This window comes from Streptomyces sp. NPDC008125, assembly GCF_042957125.1.
GTDB lineage: Bacteria > Actinomycetota > Actinomycetes > Streptomycetales > Streptomycetaceae > Streptomyces.
The window spans coordinates 56137-70735 of the sequence record NZ_JBIBHR010000002.1 but is presented as its reverse complement, the minus strand read 5'-3'; the positions used below and the strand labels follow the sequence as shown (position 1 = coordinate 70735).

12 protein-coding genes are annotated in these 14599 nt (G+C 71.5%); 6 read left to right on the top strand and 6 right to left on the bottom strand.

Going from position 1 to position 14599, the window contains the following annotated elements; all coding sequences use genetic code 11:
• Positions 1 to 5 precede the first annotated feature (5 nt).
• The 4 genes from ACFZAX_RS03040 to ACFZAX_RS03025 all read right to left on the bottom strand — a co-directional run bounded on the left by ACFZAX_RS03040 (position 6) and on the right by ACFZAX_RS03025 (position 4156).
• Positions 6 to 1427, bottom strand: a complete 1422-nt coding sequence (locus ACFZAX_RS03040; RefSeq protein WP_390958530.1) for a glutamate decarboxylase — start codon at positions 1425 to 1427, stop codon at positions 6 to 8.
• Between the two features lie 122 nt (positions 1428 to 1549).
• Entirely contained in the window at positions 1550 to 2170 is a 621-nt protein-coding gene (wrbA, locus tag ACFZAX_RS03035; protein ID WP_390958528.1) for an NAD(P)H:quinone oxidoreductase, read from the bottom strand.
• A 156-nt stretch (positions 2171 to 2326) separates the two neighbouring features.
• The gene (locus tag ACFZAX_RS03030) at positions 2327 to 3541 is read right to left on the bottom strand and encodes an ion channel protein (protein ID WP_390959218.1); all 1215 of its coding nucleotides are present in this window, start codon (positions 3539 to 3541) and stop codon (positions 2327 to 2329) included.
• 249 nt (positions 3542 to 3790) lie between these two features.
• Positions 3791 to 4156: a heavy metal-binding domain-containing protein gene (locus ACFZAX_RS03025; protein ID WP_390958527.1), complete on the bottom strand. Its 366-nt coding sequence runs from the start codon at positions 4154 to 4156 to the stop codon at positions 3791 to 3793.
• Positions 4157 to 4302: 146 nt separating this feature from the next.
• Between ACFZAX_RS03025 and ACFZAX_RS03020 the strand changes: the two genes are divergently transcribed.
• Positions 4303 to 5031 (top strand): VTT domain-containing protein, encoded by a 729-nt coding sequence (locus tag ACFZAX_RS03020; RefSeq protein ID WP_390958525.1) that lies wholly within the window; start codon positions 4303 to 4305, stop codon positions 5029 to 5031.
• 71 nt (positions 5032 to 5102) lie between these two features.
• Here the strand turns inward: ACFZAX_RS03020 and ACFZAX_RS03015 are convergent, their stop codons facing one another.
• Together ACFZAX_RS03015 and ACFZAX_RS03010 are read right to left on the bottom strand one after the other, a co-directional pair.
• Positions 5103 to 6806 (bottom strand): threonine/serine exporter family protein, encoded by a 1704-nt coding sequence (locus ACFZAX_RS03015; protein WP_390958523.1) that lies wholly within the window; start codon positions 6804 to 6806, stop codon positions 5103 to 5105.
• A gap of 232 nt (positions 6807 to 7038) precedes the next feature.
• Entirely contained in the window at positions 7039 to 7533 is a 495-nt protein-coding gene (locus ACFZAX_RS03010) for an inorganic diphosphatase (protein WP_328723710.1), read from the bottom strand.
• An 86-nt stretch (positions 7534 to 7619) separates the two neighbouring features.
• On the opposite strand from ACFZAX_RS03010, the gene dacB reads away from it, so the two are divergent.
• The 5 genes from dacB to ftsH all read left to right on the top strand — a co-directional run bounded on the left by dacB (position 7620) and on the right by ftsH (position 14562).
• Positions 7620 to 9098, top strand: a complete 1479-nt coding sequence (dacB, locus tag ACFZAX_RS03005; RefSeq protein WP_390958521.1) for a D-alanyl-D-alanine carboxypeptidase/D-alanyl-D-alanine-endopeptidase — start codon at positions 7620 to 7622, stop codon at positions 9096 to 9098.
• A gap of 83 nt (positions 9099 to 9181) precedes the next feature.
• Positions 9182 to 10324 (top strand): zinc-dependent metalloprotease, encoded by a 1143-nt coding sequence (locus ACFZAX_RS03000; RefSeq protein WP_390958520.1) that lies wholly within the window; start codon positions 9182 to 9184, stop codon positions 10322 to 10324.
• Positions 10325 to 10520: 196 nt separating this feature from the next.
• The gene (tilS, locus tag ACFZAX_RS02995) at positions 10521 to 11618 is read left to right on the top strand and encodes a tRNA lysidine(34) synthetase TilS (RefSeq protein ID WP_390958518.1); all 1098 of its coding nucleotides are present in this window, start codon (positions 10521 to 10523) and stop codon (positions 11616 to 11618) included.
• 101 nt (positions 11619 to 11719) lie between these two features.
• Positions 11720 to 12259 carry a hypoxanthine phosphoribosyltransferase gene (gene hpt / locus ACFZAX_RS02990; RefSeq protein ID WP_275496049.1) on the top strand — a complete coding sequence of 180 codons (540 nt, stop codon included), beginning with the start codon at positions 11720 to 11722 and terminating at the stop codon, positions 12257 to 12259.
• Positions 12260 to 12492: 233 nt separating this feature from the next.
• The gene (ftsH, locus tag ACFZAX_RS02985; RefSeq protein WP_390958516.1) at positions 12493 to 14562 is read left to right on the top strand and encodes an ATP-dependent zinc metalloprotease FtsH; all 2070 of its coding nucleotides are present in this window, start codon (positions 12493 to 12495) and stop codon (positions 14560 to 14562) included.
• Positions 14563 to 14599: the final 37 nt, after the last annotated feature.

The window sequence follows — 14599 nt, the reverse complement described above, 5'->3', positions numbered from 1 at the left end:
GCTGTTCAGTGGTGGAACGAGGTGGCGGCGCCCTTGTCGCGGCTCAGCGGGCGCGGCTGTTCGCGCAGTTCGGGCAGCAGTGCCCGCAGGTCCTCCAGCAGGAGTTCGGCGAGGTCGGAGGAGAAGCCGTTGCGGCAGACGATCCGCAGCACCGACAGGTCCTGCCGGTTGGCCGGGAAGGTGTAGGCGGGCACCAGCCAGCCGTGCTCGCGCAGCCGCCGGGACACGTCGAAGACGTCGTACGCCGTCACGTCCGGCGCGGTCGTCACGGCGAAGACCGGCAACTCGTCGCCACGGGTGAGGAGATGGAAGTCGCCGAGGGCCTCGATCCGCTCGGCGAGGCCCCGGGCCACGTCCCGGGAGGTCTGCTGGACGGCGCGGTAGCCCTCCCGGCCCAGCCGCAGGAAGGTGTAGTACTGCGCGACGACCTGGGCGCCCGGCCGGGAGAAGTTCAGCGCGAAGGTGGGCATGTCGCCGCCGAGGTAGTTGACCCGGAAGACGAGCTCCTCGGGGAGGTCCTCGGGGGTGCGCCAGAGCGCCCAGCCGACCCCCGGGTAGACCAGGCCGTACTTGTGGCCCGAGGTGTTGATGGAGGACACCCGGGGGAGCCGGAAGTCCCACACCAGGTCCTCGTCGACGAAGGGCGCGACCATGGCGCCCGAGGCGCCGTCGACATGGACCGGGATGTCGAGACCGGTCCGCTCCTGGAGGGCGTCCAGCGCCTCGCAGAGGCCGGCGATCGGCTCGTAGGACCCGTCGAAGGTGGAGCCGAGGATGCCGACGACCCCGATGGTGTTCTCGTCGCAGAGGTCGGCGGCGCCCTGCGGGTCGATGTGGAAGCGGTCGCCCTCCATGGGGACGAGCCGGGCCTCGACCTCCCAGAAGTTGCAGAACTTCTCCCAGCACACCTGCACGTTGATGCCCATCACCAGATTGGGCCGCGCGGTGGCCGGGTAGCGGTCCGGGTTCTTCGCCGCCCAGCGCCGCTTCAGCGCCAGCCCGGCGAGCATGCATGCCTCGCTGGAGCCGGTCGTGGAGCACCCCACGGCGGTGGCCGGGTCGGGGGCGTTCCACAGGTCGGCGAGCATCGCGACGCACCGGCGCTCCAGTTCGGCGGTGCGCGGGTACTCGTCCTTGTCGATCATGTTCTTGTCCCGGCACTCCGCCATCAGCACCCCCGCCTGGGGTTCCATCCAGGTGGTCACGAAAGTGGCGAGGTTGAGCCGGGAGTTGCCGTCGAGCATCAGCTCGTCGTGGACGAGCCCGTACGCGGTGGACGGCGGGAGCGGGCCGTCCGGCAGCCGGTGCGTCGGCGGGGCCGAGGTCATTCCGGCCGTCGGATCCGCCTCCCCGAAGAAGGGGTTGAGAGCCAGCTTCCGGCCCCTGCCGGAACCGTCCTTGCCGTGTGATCCCTTGTGGAGCGGCATGCGGCACGTCCTCTCGGTTCGCGGGCCCGTCGTCCCCTCACCGCCTGGTCGGCCCTCGGCGGCGGGGCCGTGCCTGACCGTTCCCGCCGGGTGGTCGGTCCCGGCTCATCCGACGCGCATGGTCAGGTACGGCCCAGACCGGCCTTGATGGCCCGGGTGAACTTCACGACGCGCTCCGCCTGGACGCGCGCAGCCGTCAGCGTCTCCTCGCCGACCGGGATGTCCCCCTGGCCGGCGACGTGCGACGTGCCGTACGGGTTGCCGTCGACGAACTTCGACGGGTCGGTGTACCCGGGGGCGACGAGGATGCCGCCGAAGTGGTGGATGGTGTTGTAGAGCGCGAGCAGCGTCGACTCCTGGCCGCCGTGCGCGGTGGCGCTGGAAGTGAAGCCGCTGTAGACCTTGTCGGCCAGCGCACCGGCCTGCCAGAGGCCGCCGAGGGTGTCGATGAACTGCTTGAGCTGGGCTGCGACGTTCCCGTACCGGGTCGGCGAGCCGAAGATCACCGCGTCGGCCCAGACGATGTCGTCGGCGACGACCTCCGCGATGTCGGCGGTCGCCCGTACGTTGGCGGCCCAGGCCGGGTTGGAGTCGATGGCGGCCTGCGGGGCGAGCTCGGCGGCCCTGCGCAGCCGTACGTCGGCGCCGGCTTTCTCCGCGTCCTCGGCGAGGGCCTTGGCGATCGTCGCGATGGTGCCGGTCGACGAGTAGTAGACGACGGCGACATTGACGGGCGTGGACATACGAGACCCTCCGGGCGTCGGGTGGGACGGGCCGTACGGCGGGAGTTCTCGTGCGGCTCCAAGAGGCCGTACACATGTGACGATACGGACAAACAGCCCATCAGGCACGTCCGGCGGGAGAGCGGGTGCGCTACGGCCCCGCGCCTCACCGGCCCCTCACCGCAGCGCCGTACCGTCCTCGTGCAGCTGCATCTGGGGCCGCCCGGTCACCAGCAGCCAGGCGGGCAGGGTCGCCACGCAGAGCACCGGCAGCACCGTCAGGTCGCTCACCAGCACCGCGGCCATGAAGAGGCTCAGCCAGCCCTGCCGGGTGACCGCGAGGACCAGCCCCAGAACCGCGCAGGAGACGGCGAGCGCGGGCGGCACCGCGTCGACCAGCGCGTGCGCGCAGAGTCCCAGGGCCGCCCCGGCGAAGACCGCCGGGAAGATCCGGCCGCCCCGGAAGCCGCAGGTGGCGGCCACCACCAGCGCCGCCATCTTCACCACCGCCATCGCGGCGAACTCCCCGGCCGACCAGCCGTCGGGCGACGCGGCCAGCTCCTCCACCTCCTCCAGCCCCTTGAACAGGGTCAGATGGCCGCCCAGCGCACCCAGCAGCCCGAGCGCGAGCCCGCCGGCGGTGATGGCGAGCACCGGGTACCGCAGTGCCTTGAACGCCCGGTGCGCCCACGGCGCCGCCAGCACCCCGGCCATGCCGAGCACCGCCCCCGCCGAGGCGATCACCAGCGCGGACAGGAGGTCGCCCCAGCCGGTGTGGGTGTAGGCGGGCAGCGACAGGTCGAAGCTGGGGTGGTCCGCGAGCGTCATGGTCAGCGCCCCCGCCGTACCCGCCGCGAGCGGGCCGAAGAGGCGGTCCCAGAGCGCTCCGGGGCCCGGCTGGGAGGCGAGGACCTCGGAGAGGATCAGGGCGGCGGCGACCGGGGTGCCGAAGAGGGCGCCGATGGTGCCCGCCGCCGCGAGCCCCACCCACAGCTCGCCCGGCGCGTCGGGGGCCAGCCGCCGGCCCAGCCAGAAGACGAGCGCGATGTTCGCCTCGGTGATCGGGTTCTCCGGCCCGAGGCTCACCCCGCCCGCCAGCGCCAGCACGGTGACCAGCAGCAGCCCCGGTACGACCCCGGGGGCGAGCGGGGCGCCGACCAGCCCGGTGGTGGCCGGGTCGGGGCCCGCGTGGCCGTGCACCAGATGGACGGTGATCCCGACCGCGACGCCGGTCGCGGTGAGCATGATGATCATCCAGAGCGAGGAGTAGCGGCCGATCCCCAGCGCGTCCGGGAGGGTCTCCCAGAGGACGTCCTGGAACTCCTCGGCCAGCAGGCTCACGCCGAGCAGGATCAGCGCCGAGCCGACGCCGACCACCAGCGCCGGCAGCACGACGGGCAGCAGCCGCCGGGCGGGCGTGGGGGCGGGCGCCGGGCCGTGACCGACGGGGGCGGAGGGGGGCAGGGAGCCCGGGGAAACAGGTGAGGGATGCGACGCGGAGGAGGGAGCCACCGGCTCACCCTATCCACGCAAATGCCGCACAAGCCGCTTATCCCGCACGCCTCGCAGCACGCCTCGCGCCATGCCCGGCACCACGCCCGGCAGCACCCTTCGCGCCCGCGCGAAGGGTGCTGCCGGGCGTCACAACTCGCTGATCACCGCGGCCGTCCCGTAGGCACAGACCTCGGTGCCCACGTCCGCCGCCTCGGAGACGTCGAAGCGCATCATCAGCACCGCGTTCGCGCCGCGCGCCCTCGCCTGCTCGACGAGGCGTTCCATCGCCTGGTTGCGGGTCTCGACGAGGGTCTTGGTCAGCCCCTTCAGCTCGCCGCCGATCATCGACTTCAGCCCGGCGCCGATCTGGCTGCCCAGGTGGCGGGAGCGCACGGTCAGACCGAACACCTCCCCGATCACCCGGGTCACCTGGTGCCCGGGAACGTCGTTCGTGGTGACGACGAGCACGTCCGCGTGTTCGCTCTGGCCGCCGCCGTAGTCCTCGATGCCCATGGGCGACACCTCCTGGGGACCAGCTTCGCCGCGGTCGGTGCGCTGCGCACGCCCACCGCGGCCACTGGAACCCGGAGCATCCCCGGGGCGTTGATAGCTTGGGGCGGCCACGCAGCCGCCATCGATCGATCCTGGAGCCCGGACCCTTGAATACGCTTGCGCTCGGCCCGAGCTGGCTGGACCCGGACTATCTGATCAACACCTTCGGACTTCCCGGCGTCCTCCTCATCGTGTTCGCCGAGTCCGGACTGCTGATCGGGTTCTTCCTGCCCGGCGACTCCATCCTGTTCACCACGGGCCTCCTGGTGACCACGGGCCAGTTGCGCTACCCGCTCTGGCTGGTCTGCCTCCTGATCGGCATCGCCGCGATCGTCGGGGACCAGGTCGGCTACCTCTTCGGCCGGAAGGTGGGACCGTCCCTCTTCAACCGGCCGGACTCCAAGCTCTTCAAGCAGGAGAACGTCGAGAAGGCGCACGAGTTCTTCGAGAAGTACGGTCCGAAGTCGCTGATCCTGGCCCGGTTCGTGCCGGTGATCCGCACCTTCACGCCGATCATCGCCGGTGTCAGCCGGATGAACTACCGCTCGTTCCTCATCTTCAACATCATCGGCGGTGTCCTCTGGGGCGTCGGGGTGACCGTGCTCGGAGCGGTGCTCGGCAAGATCGAGTTCGTGCACAAGAACATCGAGGCGATTCTCGTTCTGATCGTGCTGATCTCCGTGGTGCCGATCGCGATCGAGTTCCTCCGGGCCCGCTCCAAGTCGAAGAAGGCCGCCGCGAACCGCCAGGACGACGACCGCCCCGGCGGCAGCCCCTCCGACGGCCCCTCCGGCAGCTCGCCCGCCGGCCGCCGCGGCCGTCACGCCAAGCGCTGACGCCCGCCCGGCCCCGGTACGGCGCCCCTCCCGGTGCGCACGGGACGGGCGCCGTTCGCGTAGGCGGGGTCTCAGAAGCCGCGGGTGCGCTTGGCGGCCCGGCGGCCCGCGCCCGTCTCCGTACCCGGGACCCGCATGAAGAGCCGGGAGATCTCGCTCCCGAGGTTCACCCCGATCGCGATGGCCAGCGCCGTCGCCACCGCCGTGGAGAGGGAGGCGAGCCCCCGGTCCAGCTCGCCCTGGGCCACGCCGAGCAGCCCGAAGTACGTCGCGGAACCGGGCAGCAGCGGGCCGATGGCCGCCGTGATGAAGGGCAGCGAGGAGGTGTAGCGGTAGCGCGAGAAGAGCTGCCCGAACAGCCCCACGAGCCCGGCCGCCACGGCCGTCGCCGCGACCGGCGAGAGGTCGCCGGTGCGGGCCATCGCCCCGTAGATGATCCAGGCCACCCCGCCGTTCAGGGTCACCGCGAGCACGGTGGACCGCTCCTGCTGGAGCAGGATGGCGAAGGCCAGGCTCAGCGCCATCGACGCCAGGATCTGGAGCACCGGCCGGTCGTGGGCGACGAAACGTTCCTCCGGATTGAGCGTGGCGCCCAGCTGGAGCCCCAGATAGAGCACCACCAGCACCCCGACCACGATCCCGATGAAGAAGTACATCACCTCCAGCAGGCGCGCTGCGGCGGTGATGTAGTAGCCGGTCAGCCCGTCCTGCACGCCCGCGACCAGGGCCCGCCCCGGCAGCAGCGCGAAGAGCCCACCGGTGATCACGGCGGACGGCCGCACATCGCTCCAGTGGGTGAGCGTCAGCGCCACCCCCAGCGCGGCGGGCGGCATCGCCGCGGCGGTGAACTGGTAGAACTCCGGCAGCCCGCGCCCCGCGCAGAACCAGGCGAGCCGGTCGCCGAGCATGGCGCCGGCCGCCGCCACGAAGAACACCACCACGCCACCGCCGACCAGTACCGAAGCCGCCCCTGCGAGCAGCCCGGCCGCCGCCGTGAGCGCCCAGCCGGGGAAGGGGTGGCGGTTGCGCCGGATCTCCGCAAGCCGCCGGTACGCCTCCTCCAGCGAGACGTCCACGTCCTCGGTGGTGATGTCGTCGATCAGCCGGAAGACCGCCGCGAGCCGGTTGTAGTCGGTGCCCCGGCGGCGCACCGTGCGGCTCGCCGTCACCGGGTCGTCGACCAGCGAGGGCTGGTGCGAGATGGAGAGCAGCGTGAAGGTGACGGTCGGTTCGCACCGGTCCAGACCGTAACTACGCGTCACCGCGAACATCGCGGCCTCCACGTCCTCGGCGCCCTCGCCCCCGGCCAGCAGCAGCTCGCCGATACGGAGCGTCAGGTCGAGCACCCTCGGTACGGCGGGGCCCGAGTCGTCCGTCCGCTGGACGCTCTCCGCCGCGGGGCGCTCGGTGACCGGCATCCGGAGCATCGTGCGCATCCGGTCCTGCCAGGGTGCTTCCTTGGTCAGCCGGACCATCGGGATGCCCTGCGCCGGGGTGAACGCGGGCGTCTGGCTCGCGTCGTACGTCCGGGGCGGGGTGAAGGCCGAGGCGCCGGTGTCCGAGTCGGAGAGGTTCTTTCCCGCCCGGCCCGGACCGGAAGCGGAACCGGGCCCGGGGGGCTCCGGCTGCACCCCGGCCGGTACCGCGAACTCCGAGGTCGGCTGGTCGTCTTCGAGCGGCAGCACGGGCTGCTCCACTCCGGCGGGCGCGGTGAACGCACTGTGCGCCTCGTCGGACTGGGGCTTCTGGTCCTCCGGACCGCCCTGTTCCGCCACTGCTGGACCTCACTCTTCCTGGCCTGATGCGTCCTGGCCGCACTCCTGCCCAGTATGGGCACGGACAAGGGACCCGCACGCGAAACGGGCGGCACACCGATGAGGTGTACCGCCCGTTCACGCTGTCCTCAGGCTGTCGACGAAGCCCCCGGGTGACCCCTGGGCCTCCGTCAGGACCGGCCCCGCCACCCGTACGGAAGCGGAACCGGAATGTCCGGCGAAGGGGACCGCGTCAGTGCGCGCCGCCCTGGTCCTGCAGACGCTTGTAGGAGGCCTCGATCTCGGCCTCGGCCGCGACACGGCCGACCCAGTCGGCGCCCTCGACGGACTTGCCCGGCTCCAGGTCCTTGTAGACCTCGAAGAAGTGCTGGATCTCCAGGCGGTCGAACTCCGACACGTGCTGGATGTCCTGCAGGTGCTCGACGCGCGGGTCCGACGCGGGGACGCACAGCAGCTTGTCGTCGCCGCCAGCCTCGTCCGTCATGCGGAACATGCCGATGGCGCGGCACTTGATGAGGCATCCGGGGAACGTGGGCTCGTCCAGGATGACCAGCGCGTCCAGCGGGTCGCCGTCCTCGCCGAGGGTGTTCTCGACGAAGCCGTAGTCGGCCGGGTAGCTGGTCGAGGTGAAGAGTCGACGGTCCAGGCGGATCCGACCGGTCTCGTGGTCCACCTCGTACTTGTTCCGCGAACCCTTCGGGATCTCGATGGTGACGTCGAACTCCACGGGTGGCTCCTCCATGATCAACACATACGACTGGTGGTTAAGTGTCCCCCACGCAGATGTGTGCTCGCGAAAGGGGCTGGTCAACGGTGGCCGAGCCGGTGGATGAACCGTCGAAGGAACCGTCGGACCCCTGGGGCAAGCTGAAGAGCCTGGCCGGAAAACCGGCCCTGCCGGACAGCTGGCGGCTCGTCGCAGGCTCCGCGGTTCTCGGCCTGGTGGTCGCCGCCGGCGCCGTGTTCGCCGCCGGGCCCTGGGACAACGGTCAGCGTACGGCCGAACGCGCCCTGGCCGCCGACCAGGGCCGTACAGGTGACGCAGCTCACCGGAGTTCCGCGGCGGGCCCCGCCGCGCCCGCACCCGCCCCCAGCGCCGCCGCGGTGCTCGCAGCACTCGGCACCGGCCGCGCCCCGGCCGGTGCGGCGGTGGCGCCGGCCAAGGAGCTGGACCGGCTGGTCAAGGCCTCCGCACTCGGCACCCGTACGACGGCCGTCGTCGTGGACACGGCCACCGGCAAGCAGATCTACGCACGCGCCGCCGGTACGCCGATGACCCCCGCCTCCACCATCAAGCTCGCCACCACGGTCGCCGCGCTCTCGGCGCTCGGCCCCGACCACCGCATCGACACCACCGTGCGCGCCTCGCCCGACCTGCGCACCGTCACCCTCGTCGGCGGCGGCGACCCCACCCTGGACGAGGCCGGACTGCGTGCGCTGGCCCGTTCCACCGCCAGGGCCCTCGACGACCGGAAGGTGCGCGAGGTCGCCCTCACGTACGACGCCTCCGCCTACTCCGGGCCCGCCCGTCACCCCATCGGCCCCAACGACAACATCGCGCCGGTGAGCGCCCTCATGGTGCGGGAGGGACGGCTCGACAAGAGCGACCACGGACCCGCCGCGCGCACCGGCGACCCCGCGGCCGACGCCGCACGCGTGTTCGCCGGGTACCTGAAGGACAACGGCGTGAACACGACGGGCGAACCCCGCTCCCACCGGCCGGCCGCCAGAGCGGCCACCCTCGCCACCCACCACTCCGCGCCGCTCGGCGCCCTGGTCGAACGGACCCTCACCAACAGCGACAACGACCTCGCCGAGGCCCTCGCCCGGCAGACCGCCATCGGCGCCGGCCGCCCGGCCGGCTTCGACGGGGCCCGCGCAGCGGTCACCGCGCAGCTCAAGGAGCTCGGCCTGCCGGTCACCGGCGCCCGGCTCGGCGACGGCAGCGGACTCGACCGGAACGACAAGGTCTCCGCCGCCCTCCTGGCCGGCCTCCTCGCCCGCGCGGCGGACCCCGCCCACCCCGAACTCCGCCCCGTCCTCACCGGGCTTCCGGTGGCCGGCTTCAGCGGCACGCTCGACGCCCGCTACGGCGAGAAGTCGGGCGGCGCCGGACTCGTACGGGCCAAGACGGGCACCCTCACCGGCGTCAACGCGCTGGCCGGCACGGTCGTGGACCCACGCGGCCGGCTGCTCGCCTTCGCCTTCCTCACCTCGGGCACCACCGCCCCCGGCGACGCCGAGAAGGCCCTCGACGACCTCGCCACGGCACTGGCCACCCGGACCGGCTGACGCCCCCGCGGCGCCGTCGCCCGATGCGGGCGACGGCCGTCAACGCCCCTCCACGGAAGCGCGCCCTCACGTACGGTTGACGCATGACGAGCATCGGTGGTGCCGAGATGGTCGACTGGAATCTCGCGGTGGCGACCGCGACCCGGCTCGTACGCCCGGGTCCCGAGATCGACCGCGAGGAGGCGCGCGCCGTCGTCGCGGAGCTGCGCCGCCACGCCAAGGCCTCGGAGGAACACGTCCGTTCCTTCACCCGGATGATCCCGGTGGGCCCAGGGGCCCCCGTCCCGGCCGACACGCCCGTCCTGGTCGTGGACCGGGCCGGCTGGATCAAGGCCAACGTCGCGGGGTTCCGCGAACTCCTGCGCCCGCTGCTCTCCAAGATGTCGGAGCGGCGCGGCAGCGGTCCCGGCCAGAGCGTCATCGGGGCCGTCGGCGGCAAGGTGACCGGCGTCGAACTCGGCATGCTGCTCTCCTTCCTCGCCTCCCGGGTGCTCGGCCAGTACGAGACCTTCGCCCCCGCGAGCCGGGAGCTGCCCGCCCTCGACCAGGGCGGCGGCCGACTGCTCCTGGTCGCCCCGAACATCGTCCACGTCGAGCGCGAACTCGACGTGGACCCGCACGACTTCCGGCTCTGGGTGGCCCTCCACGAGGAGACCCACCGCACCCAGTTCACCGGGGTGCCCTGGCTGCGCGACCACCTCCAGGGCGAGATCCAGTCCTTCCTGGACCAGACCGACGTGGACCCCGCCACCTTCGTCGAACAACTGCGTGAGGCCGTGCAGTCGCTCGTCGGCGGGCGGCCCGAGGGAGAGCGCGGCGAGGGCGGCGGACGCAGCCTCGTCGACCTCGTCCAGACGCCCGCCCAGCGCGAGATCCTCGGCCGGCTCACGGCCGTGATGTCCCTGCTGGAGGGGCACGCCGACTTCGTCATGGACGGGGTCGGGCCCGACGTGGTCCCCTCGGTCGCCGAGATCCGCGAGAAGTTCCAGCAGCGCCGGGCGCGCGGTGCGGGCCGACTCGACCTGGCCCTGCGCAAACTGCTCGGCATGGACGCGAAGCTCCGTCAGTACCGCGACGGCGAGCGGTTCGTGAGCGCCGTCGTCGCCGAGGTCGGCATGGACGGGTTCAACCGGGTGTGGACCTCGCCCAACACCCTGCCGACGAAGGCCGAGATCGCCGCCCCCGCGGAGTGGGTCGCGCGCGTGCACCGTAAGGCAGATTCGTGATCTTGACGCGGCCCACGGCCGGATAAAGGTCCTCCAATCACCCATCCGAGGGACCATGAGGGCATGGGAAGCCGTGCAATGCTCGGTGAACAGCTTGTCTCTGTCACCATCGACGCACTCTGAGTGACGTCAGGGACGGCACTTCGCCGTCCCGCCACTCGGAGGCACCCCCCAGAACTCCAGAAGGGCACCGGACATGGGTCCCCATCCTGCGGTCGCGGCGATACGCCTGGCGGTCCGCCGCGTACTCCACGACGTACTCACCGAACACACCCTCCGCGCCGGCCAGGGACTCCACCCCGACCGCGCCCACCACTCCCGCCTCGCCGAAGCCGGCGGGGCCGGCCGGACGGCCTTTCCCGAACGGCCCGCGGCCGCCGGCCGACCGCTCGTCCTGGTGGCCTGCTCCGGTGGCGCCGACTCCATGGCGCTCGCCTCCGCCCTCGCCTTCGAGGCCCGCAAGCTCGACGTCCGGGCCGGCGGCATCACCGTCGACCACAACCTCCAGACCGGCAGCGGACTGCGCGCGGCCGAGGTCGTCACCCGGCTGACCGCCATGGACCTCGACCCCGTCGAGGCCGTCGCCGTCCACGTCGGACGCGAAGGCGGCCCCGAAGCCGCCGCCCGCGACGCCCGCTACGCCGCGCTCGACGCCGCCGCCGAGCGCCACGGCGCCGCCACGATCCTGCTCGGCCACACCCGTGACGACCAGGCCGAGACGGTGCTGCTCGGGCTCGCCCGGGGCTCCGGCATCCGCTCGCTCTCCGGCATGGCCGCCGCCTCCGGGCCGGCCGGCCGCTACCGCCGCCCGTTCCTCCAGCTCGACCGGCAGACCGTCCGCAAGGCCTGCCTGGTCCAGTCCCTCCCCGTCTGGGACGACCCGCACAACGCCGATCCCGCCTACACCCGCTCCCGCCTCCGCCACGAAGGCCTGCCCGCCCTGGAGAAGGCCCTCGGCAAGGGCGTCGTCGAGGCACTCGCCCGTACGGCCCAGCTCTCCCGGGACGATGCCGACGCCCTGGACGGCTGGGCCGCCGAGGCGGAGCGCGCCGTGCGCGACGACGACGGCGAGCTGGACTGCGCCAAGCTCTGGGCGCTCCCGCCCGCCGTACGCCGCCGGGTTCTGCGCCGCGCCGTCATCGACGCGGGCGCCCCGGCCGGTTCGCTCTTCGCCCGGCACGTCGAGGAAGTGGACCGCCTGATCACCGGATGGCGGGGCCAGCGCGCCCTCAACCTGCCCGGCCGCGTCGAAGCCCGGCGGCAGGGTGGCAGACTGGTCATCCGGCAGAGCTGAAGAGCAAGCGGCTGACGTGCAGGCGAGACGGCCGGCCGGGCCCGGGTGACACACACCGGGCCGGGCGGGCGAAGAAAGAGACGCGGGTGAACGAGAAGGACATGGGCAGCGACCTCCAGTCGGTGCTCCTCACGAAGGAAGAGATCGACGCGAAGCTCGTCGAGCTCGCCGCCAAGATCGACGCGGAGTACGCGGGCAAGGATCTGCTCCTCGTCGGGGTCCTCAAGGGCGCGGTGATGGTCATGGCCGACCTGGCGCGCGCGCTGTCCACCCCCGCCACGATGGACTGGATGGCGGTCTCCTCGTACGGCGCGGGCACCCAGTCCTCCGGCGTCGTCCGCATCCTCAAGGACCTGGACACCGACATCAAGGGCAAGCACGTCCTGATCGTCGAGGACATCATCGACTCCGGGCTGACGCTCTCCTGGCTGCTCTCCAACCTGGGGTCGCGCGAGCCGGCGAGCCTGGAGGTCTGCACCCTGCTGCGCAAGCCGGACGCCGCCAAGGTCGCGATCGACGTGAAGTGGATCGGCTTCGACATCCCCAACGAGTTCGTCGTCGGCTACGGGCTGGACTACGCGGAGAAGTACCGCAACCTCCCGTTCGTCGGCACCCTCGCCCCGCACGTCTACGGCGGCTGAGAGCCTGTCGGGAGGAGGCCCCCGCCGCACGCCGGCCGGGGGCCTTCCCCGGAACACGGCGGCGTCGGGAACCCTTACCCCGCTCCCGCCGTTGAAGGTCTCGAATAAGGGTTTCCGGTACGTCCTCGGCGGTCGAAGGCCACAATGCTGGGGTACGGTCCGAAGAGCAGTCTCAATCTCACAGCAGCATTTACCTACGGGCAGGAGGGACGGGGCGACTTCGCTCCGTATGGATGGACGTGAAGCGATACTTCCGTGGGCCGGTCATGTGGATCGTGCTGGCCGTCCTCGCCGTGGTCGTGTTGATGCAGGTCGTCGGCTCGTCCGGCGGCTACAAGACGGTGGACACCGCCAAGGTGGTCCAGGCGATCAGCAAGAACCAGGTGGAGTCGGCCAAGCTGACCACCGGTGACGAACAAATCCTCAAGATCGAGCTGAAGGACGGCGAGAAGCTCAAGGGCGAGTCCGGCAGCAAGTTCCAGGCCAGCTACATCGGCAGCCAGGGCGTCGATCTCGCCGAGACGATGCAGCAGAAGTTCGAGAGCGGTGACATCGAGAAGGGTTACACCGTCTCGCCGTCGAAGCAGTCGCCGTTCCTCTCGATCCTGCTGTCGCTCCTGCCCTTCGTCCTCATCGTGGTCATCTTCCTGTTCCTGATGAACCAGATGCAGGGCGGCGGCTCCAAGGTCATGCAGTTCGGCAAGTCCAAGGCCAAGCTGATCACCAAGGACACGCCGAAGACGACGTTCGCCGACGTGGCGGGCTCGGACGAGGCCGTCGAGGAGCTCCACGAGATCAAGGAGTTCCTCCAGGAGCCGGCGAAGTTCCAGGCCGTCGGCGCCAAGATCCCGAAGGGCGTCCTGCTCTACGGGCCCCCCGGTACGGGCAAGACCCTGCTCGCGCGCGCCGTCGCCGGCGAGGCGGGCGTGCCGTTCTACTCGATCTCCGGCTCCGACTTCGTCGAGATGTTCGTCGGTGTCGGTGCCTCCCGGGTGCGTGACCTCTTCGAGCAGGCCAAGGCGAACGCCCCGGCGATCGTCTTCGTCGACGAGATCGACGCCGTCGGCCGCCACCGCGGCGCCGGCATGGGCGGCGGTCACGACGAGCGCGAGCAGACGCTCAACCAGCTGCTCGTCGAGATGGACGGCTTCGACGTCAAGGGCGGCGTGATCCTGATCGCGGCGACCAACCGGCCGGACATCCTCGACCCGGCGCTGCTGCGCCCGGGCCGGTTCGACCGTCAGATCGCCGTGGACCGCCCGGACATGCTGGGGCGCCTGGAGATCCTCAAGGTGCACAAGAAGGGCAAGCCGGTCACGGAGGACGTCGACCTCAACGCCGTCGCCCGCCGCACCCCCGGCTTCACCGGCGCCGACCTGGCGAACGTGCTGAACGAAGCGGCGCTCCTCACGGCGCGCGGCAACAAGAAGCTGATCGACAACTCCACCCTGGACGAGGCGATCGACCGCGTCGTGGCCGGACCGCAGAAGCGGACCCGGATCATGTCCGAGAAGGAGAAGAAGATCACCGCGTACCACGAGGGCGGACACGCCCTGGTCGCGGCGGCTTCCCCCCAGTCGGACCCGGTGCACAAGATCACGATTCTCTCCCGCGGCCGTGCCCTCGGTTACACGATGGTGCTCCCGGAGGAGGACAAGTACTCCACGACCCGCAACGAGATGCTCGACCAGCTCGCGTACATGCTGGGCGGGCGCGCGGCCGAGGAGCTGGTCTTCCACGACCCGACCACGGGTGCCGCCAACGACATCGAGAAGGCCAGTGCCACGGCCCGCGCGATGGTGACGCAGTACGGCATGACCGAGCGGCTCGGCGCGATCAAGTTCGGCGGTGACAACACCGAGCCCTTCGTGGGCCGCGAGATGGGTCACCAGCGCGACTACTCGGAAGAGGTCGCCGCGCTCGTCGACGAAGAGGTCAAGAAGCTCATCGAGACCGCGCACAACGAGGCGTGGGAGATCCTGGTCGAGAACCGGGACATCCTCGACACCCTGGTCCTCCAGCTCCTGGAGAAGGAGACCCTGGGCAAGGAGGAGATCGCGGAGATCTTCGCCCCGATCGTGAAGCGTCCGGCCCGCCCGGCGTGGACCGGTTCGGCCCGGCGCACTCCGTCGACGCGACCGCCGGTGCTCTCGCCGAAGGAGCTCGCCCTGACGAACGGCTCGGCGAGCGCCAACGGCTCGGCGAGCGCCAACGGCTCGGCGAGTGCCAACGGCTCGGCGGCGTCCACGGACACCACCGCCGGCAGCAAGGACATCTCCTCGGAGGACCGTCCGGAGAGCTGACCCCGTACCGCACAGGTGTGACGGCCCTCACCCGCCG

Excerpts from the sequence above, each read along its gene's own strand:
- ACFZAX_RS03040 (WP_390958530.1), bottom strand. The coding sequence starts at position 1,427 with ATGCCGCTCCACAAGGGATCACACGGCAAGGACGGTTCCGGCAGGGGC.
- wrbA (WP_390958528.1), bottom strand. The coding sequence starts at position 2,170 with ATGTCCACGCCCGTCAATGTCGCCGTCGTCTACTACTCGTCGACCGGC.
- ACFZAX_RS03025 (WP_390958527.1), bottom strand. The coding sequence starts at position 4,156 with ATGGGCATCGAGGACTACGGCGGCGGCCAGAGCGAACACGCGGACGTG.
- ACFZAX_RS03000 (WP_390958520.1), top strand. The coding sequence starts at position 9,182 with ATGACGAGCATCGGTGGTGCCGAGATGGTCGACTGGAATCTCGCGGTG.
- tilS (WP_390958518.1), top strand. The coding sequence starts at position 10,521 with ATGGGTCCCCATCCTGCGGTCGCGGCGATACGCCTGGCGGTCCGCCGC.
- hpt (WP_275496049.1), top strand. The coding sequence starts at position 11,720 with ATGGGCAGCGACCTCCAGTCGGTGCTCCTCACGAAGGAAGAGATCGAC.
- ftsH (WP_390958516.1), top strand. The coding sequence starts at position 12,493 with ATGGACGTGAAGCGATACTTCCGTGGGCCGGTCATGTGGATCGTGCTG.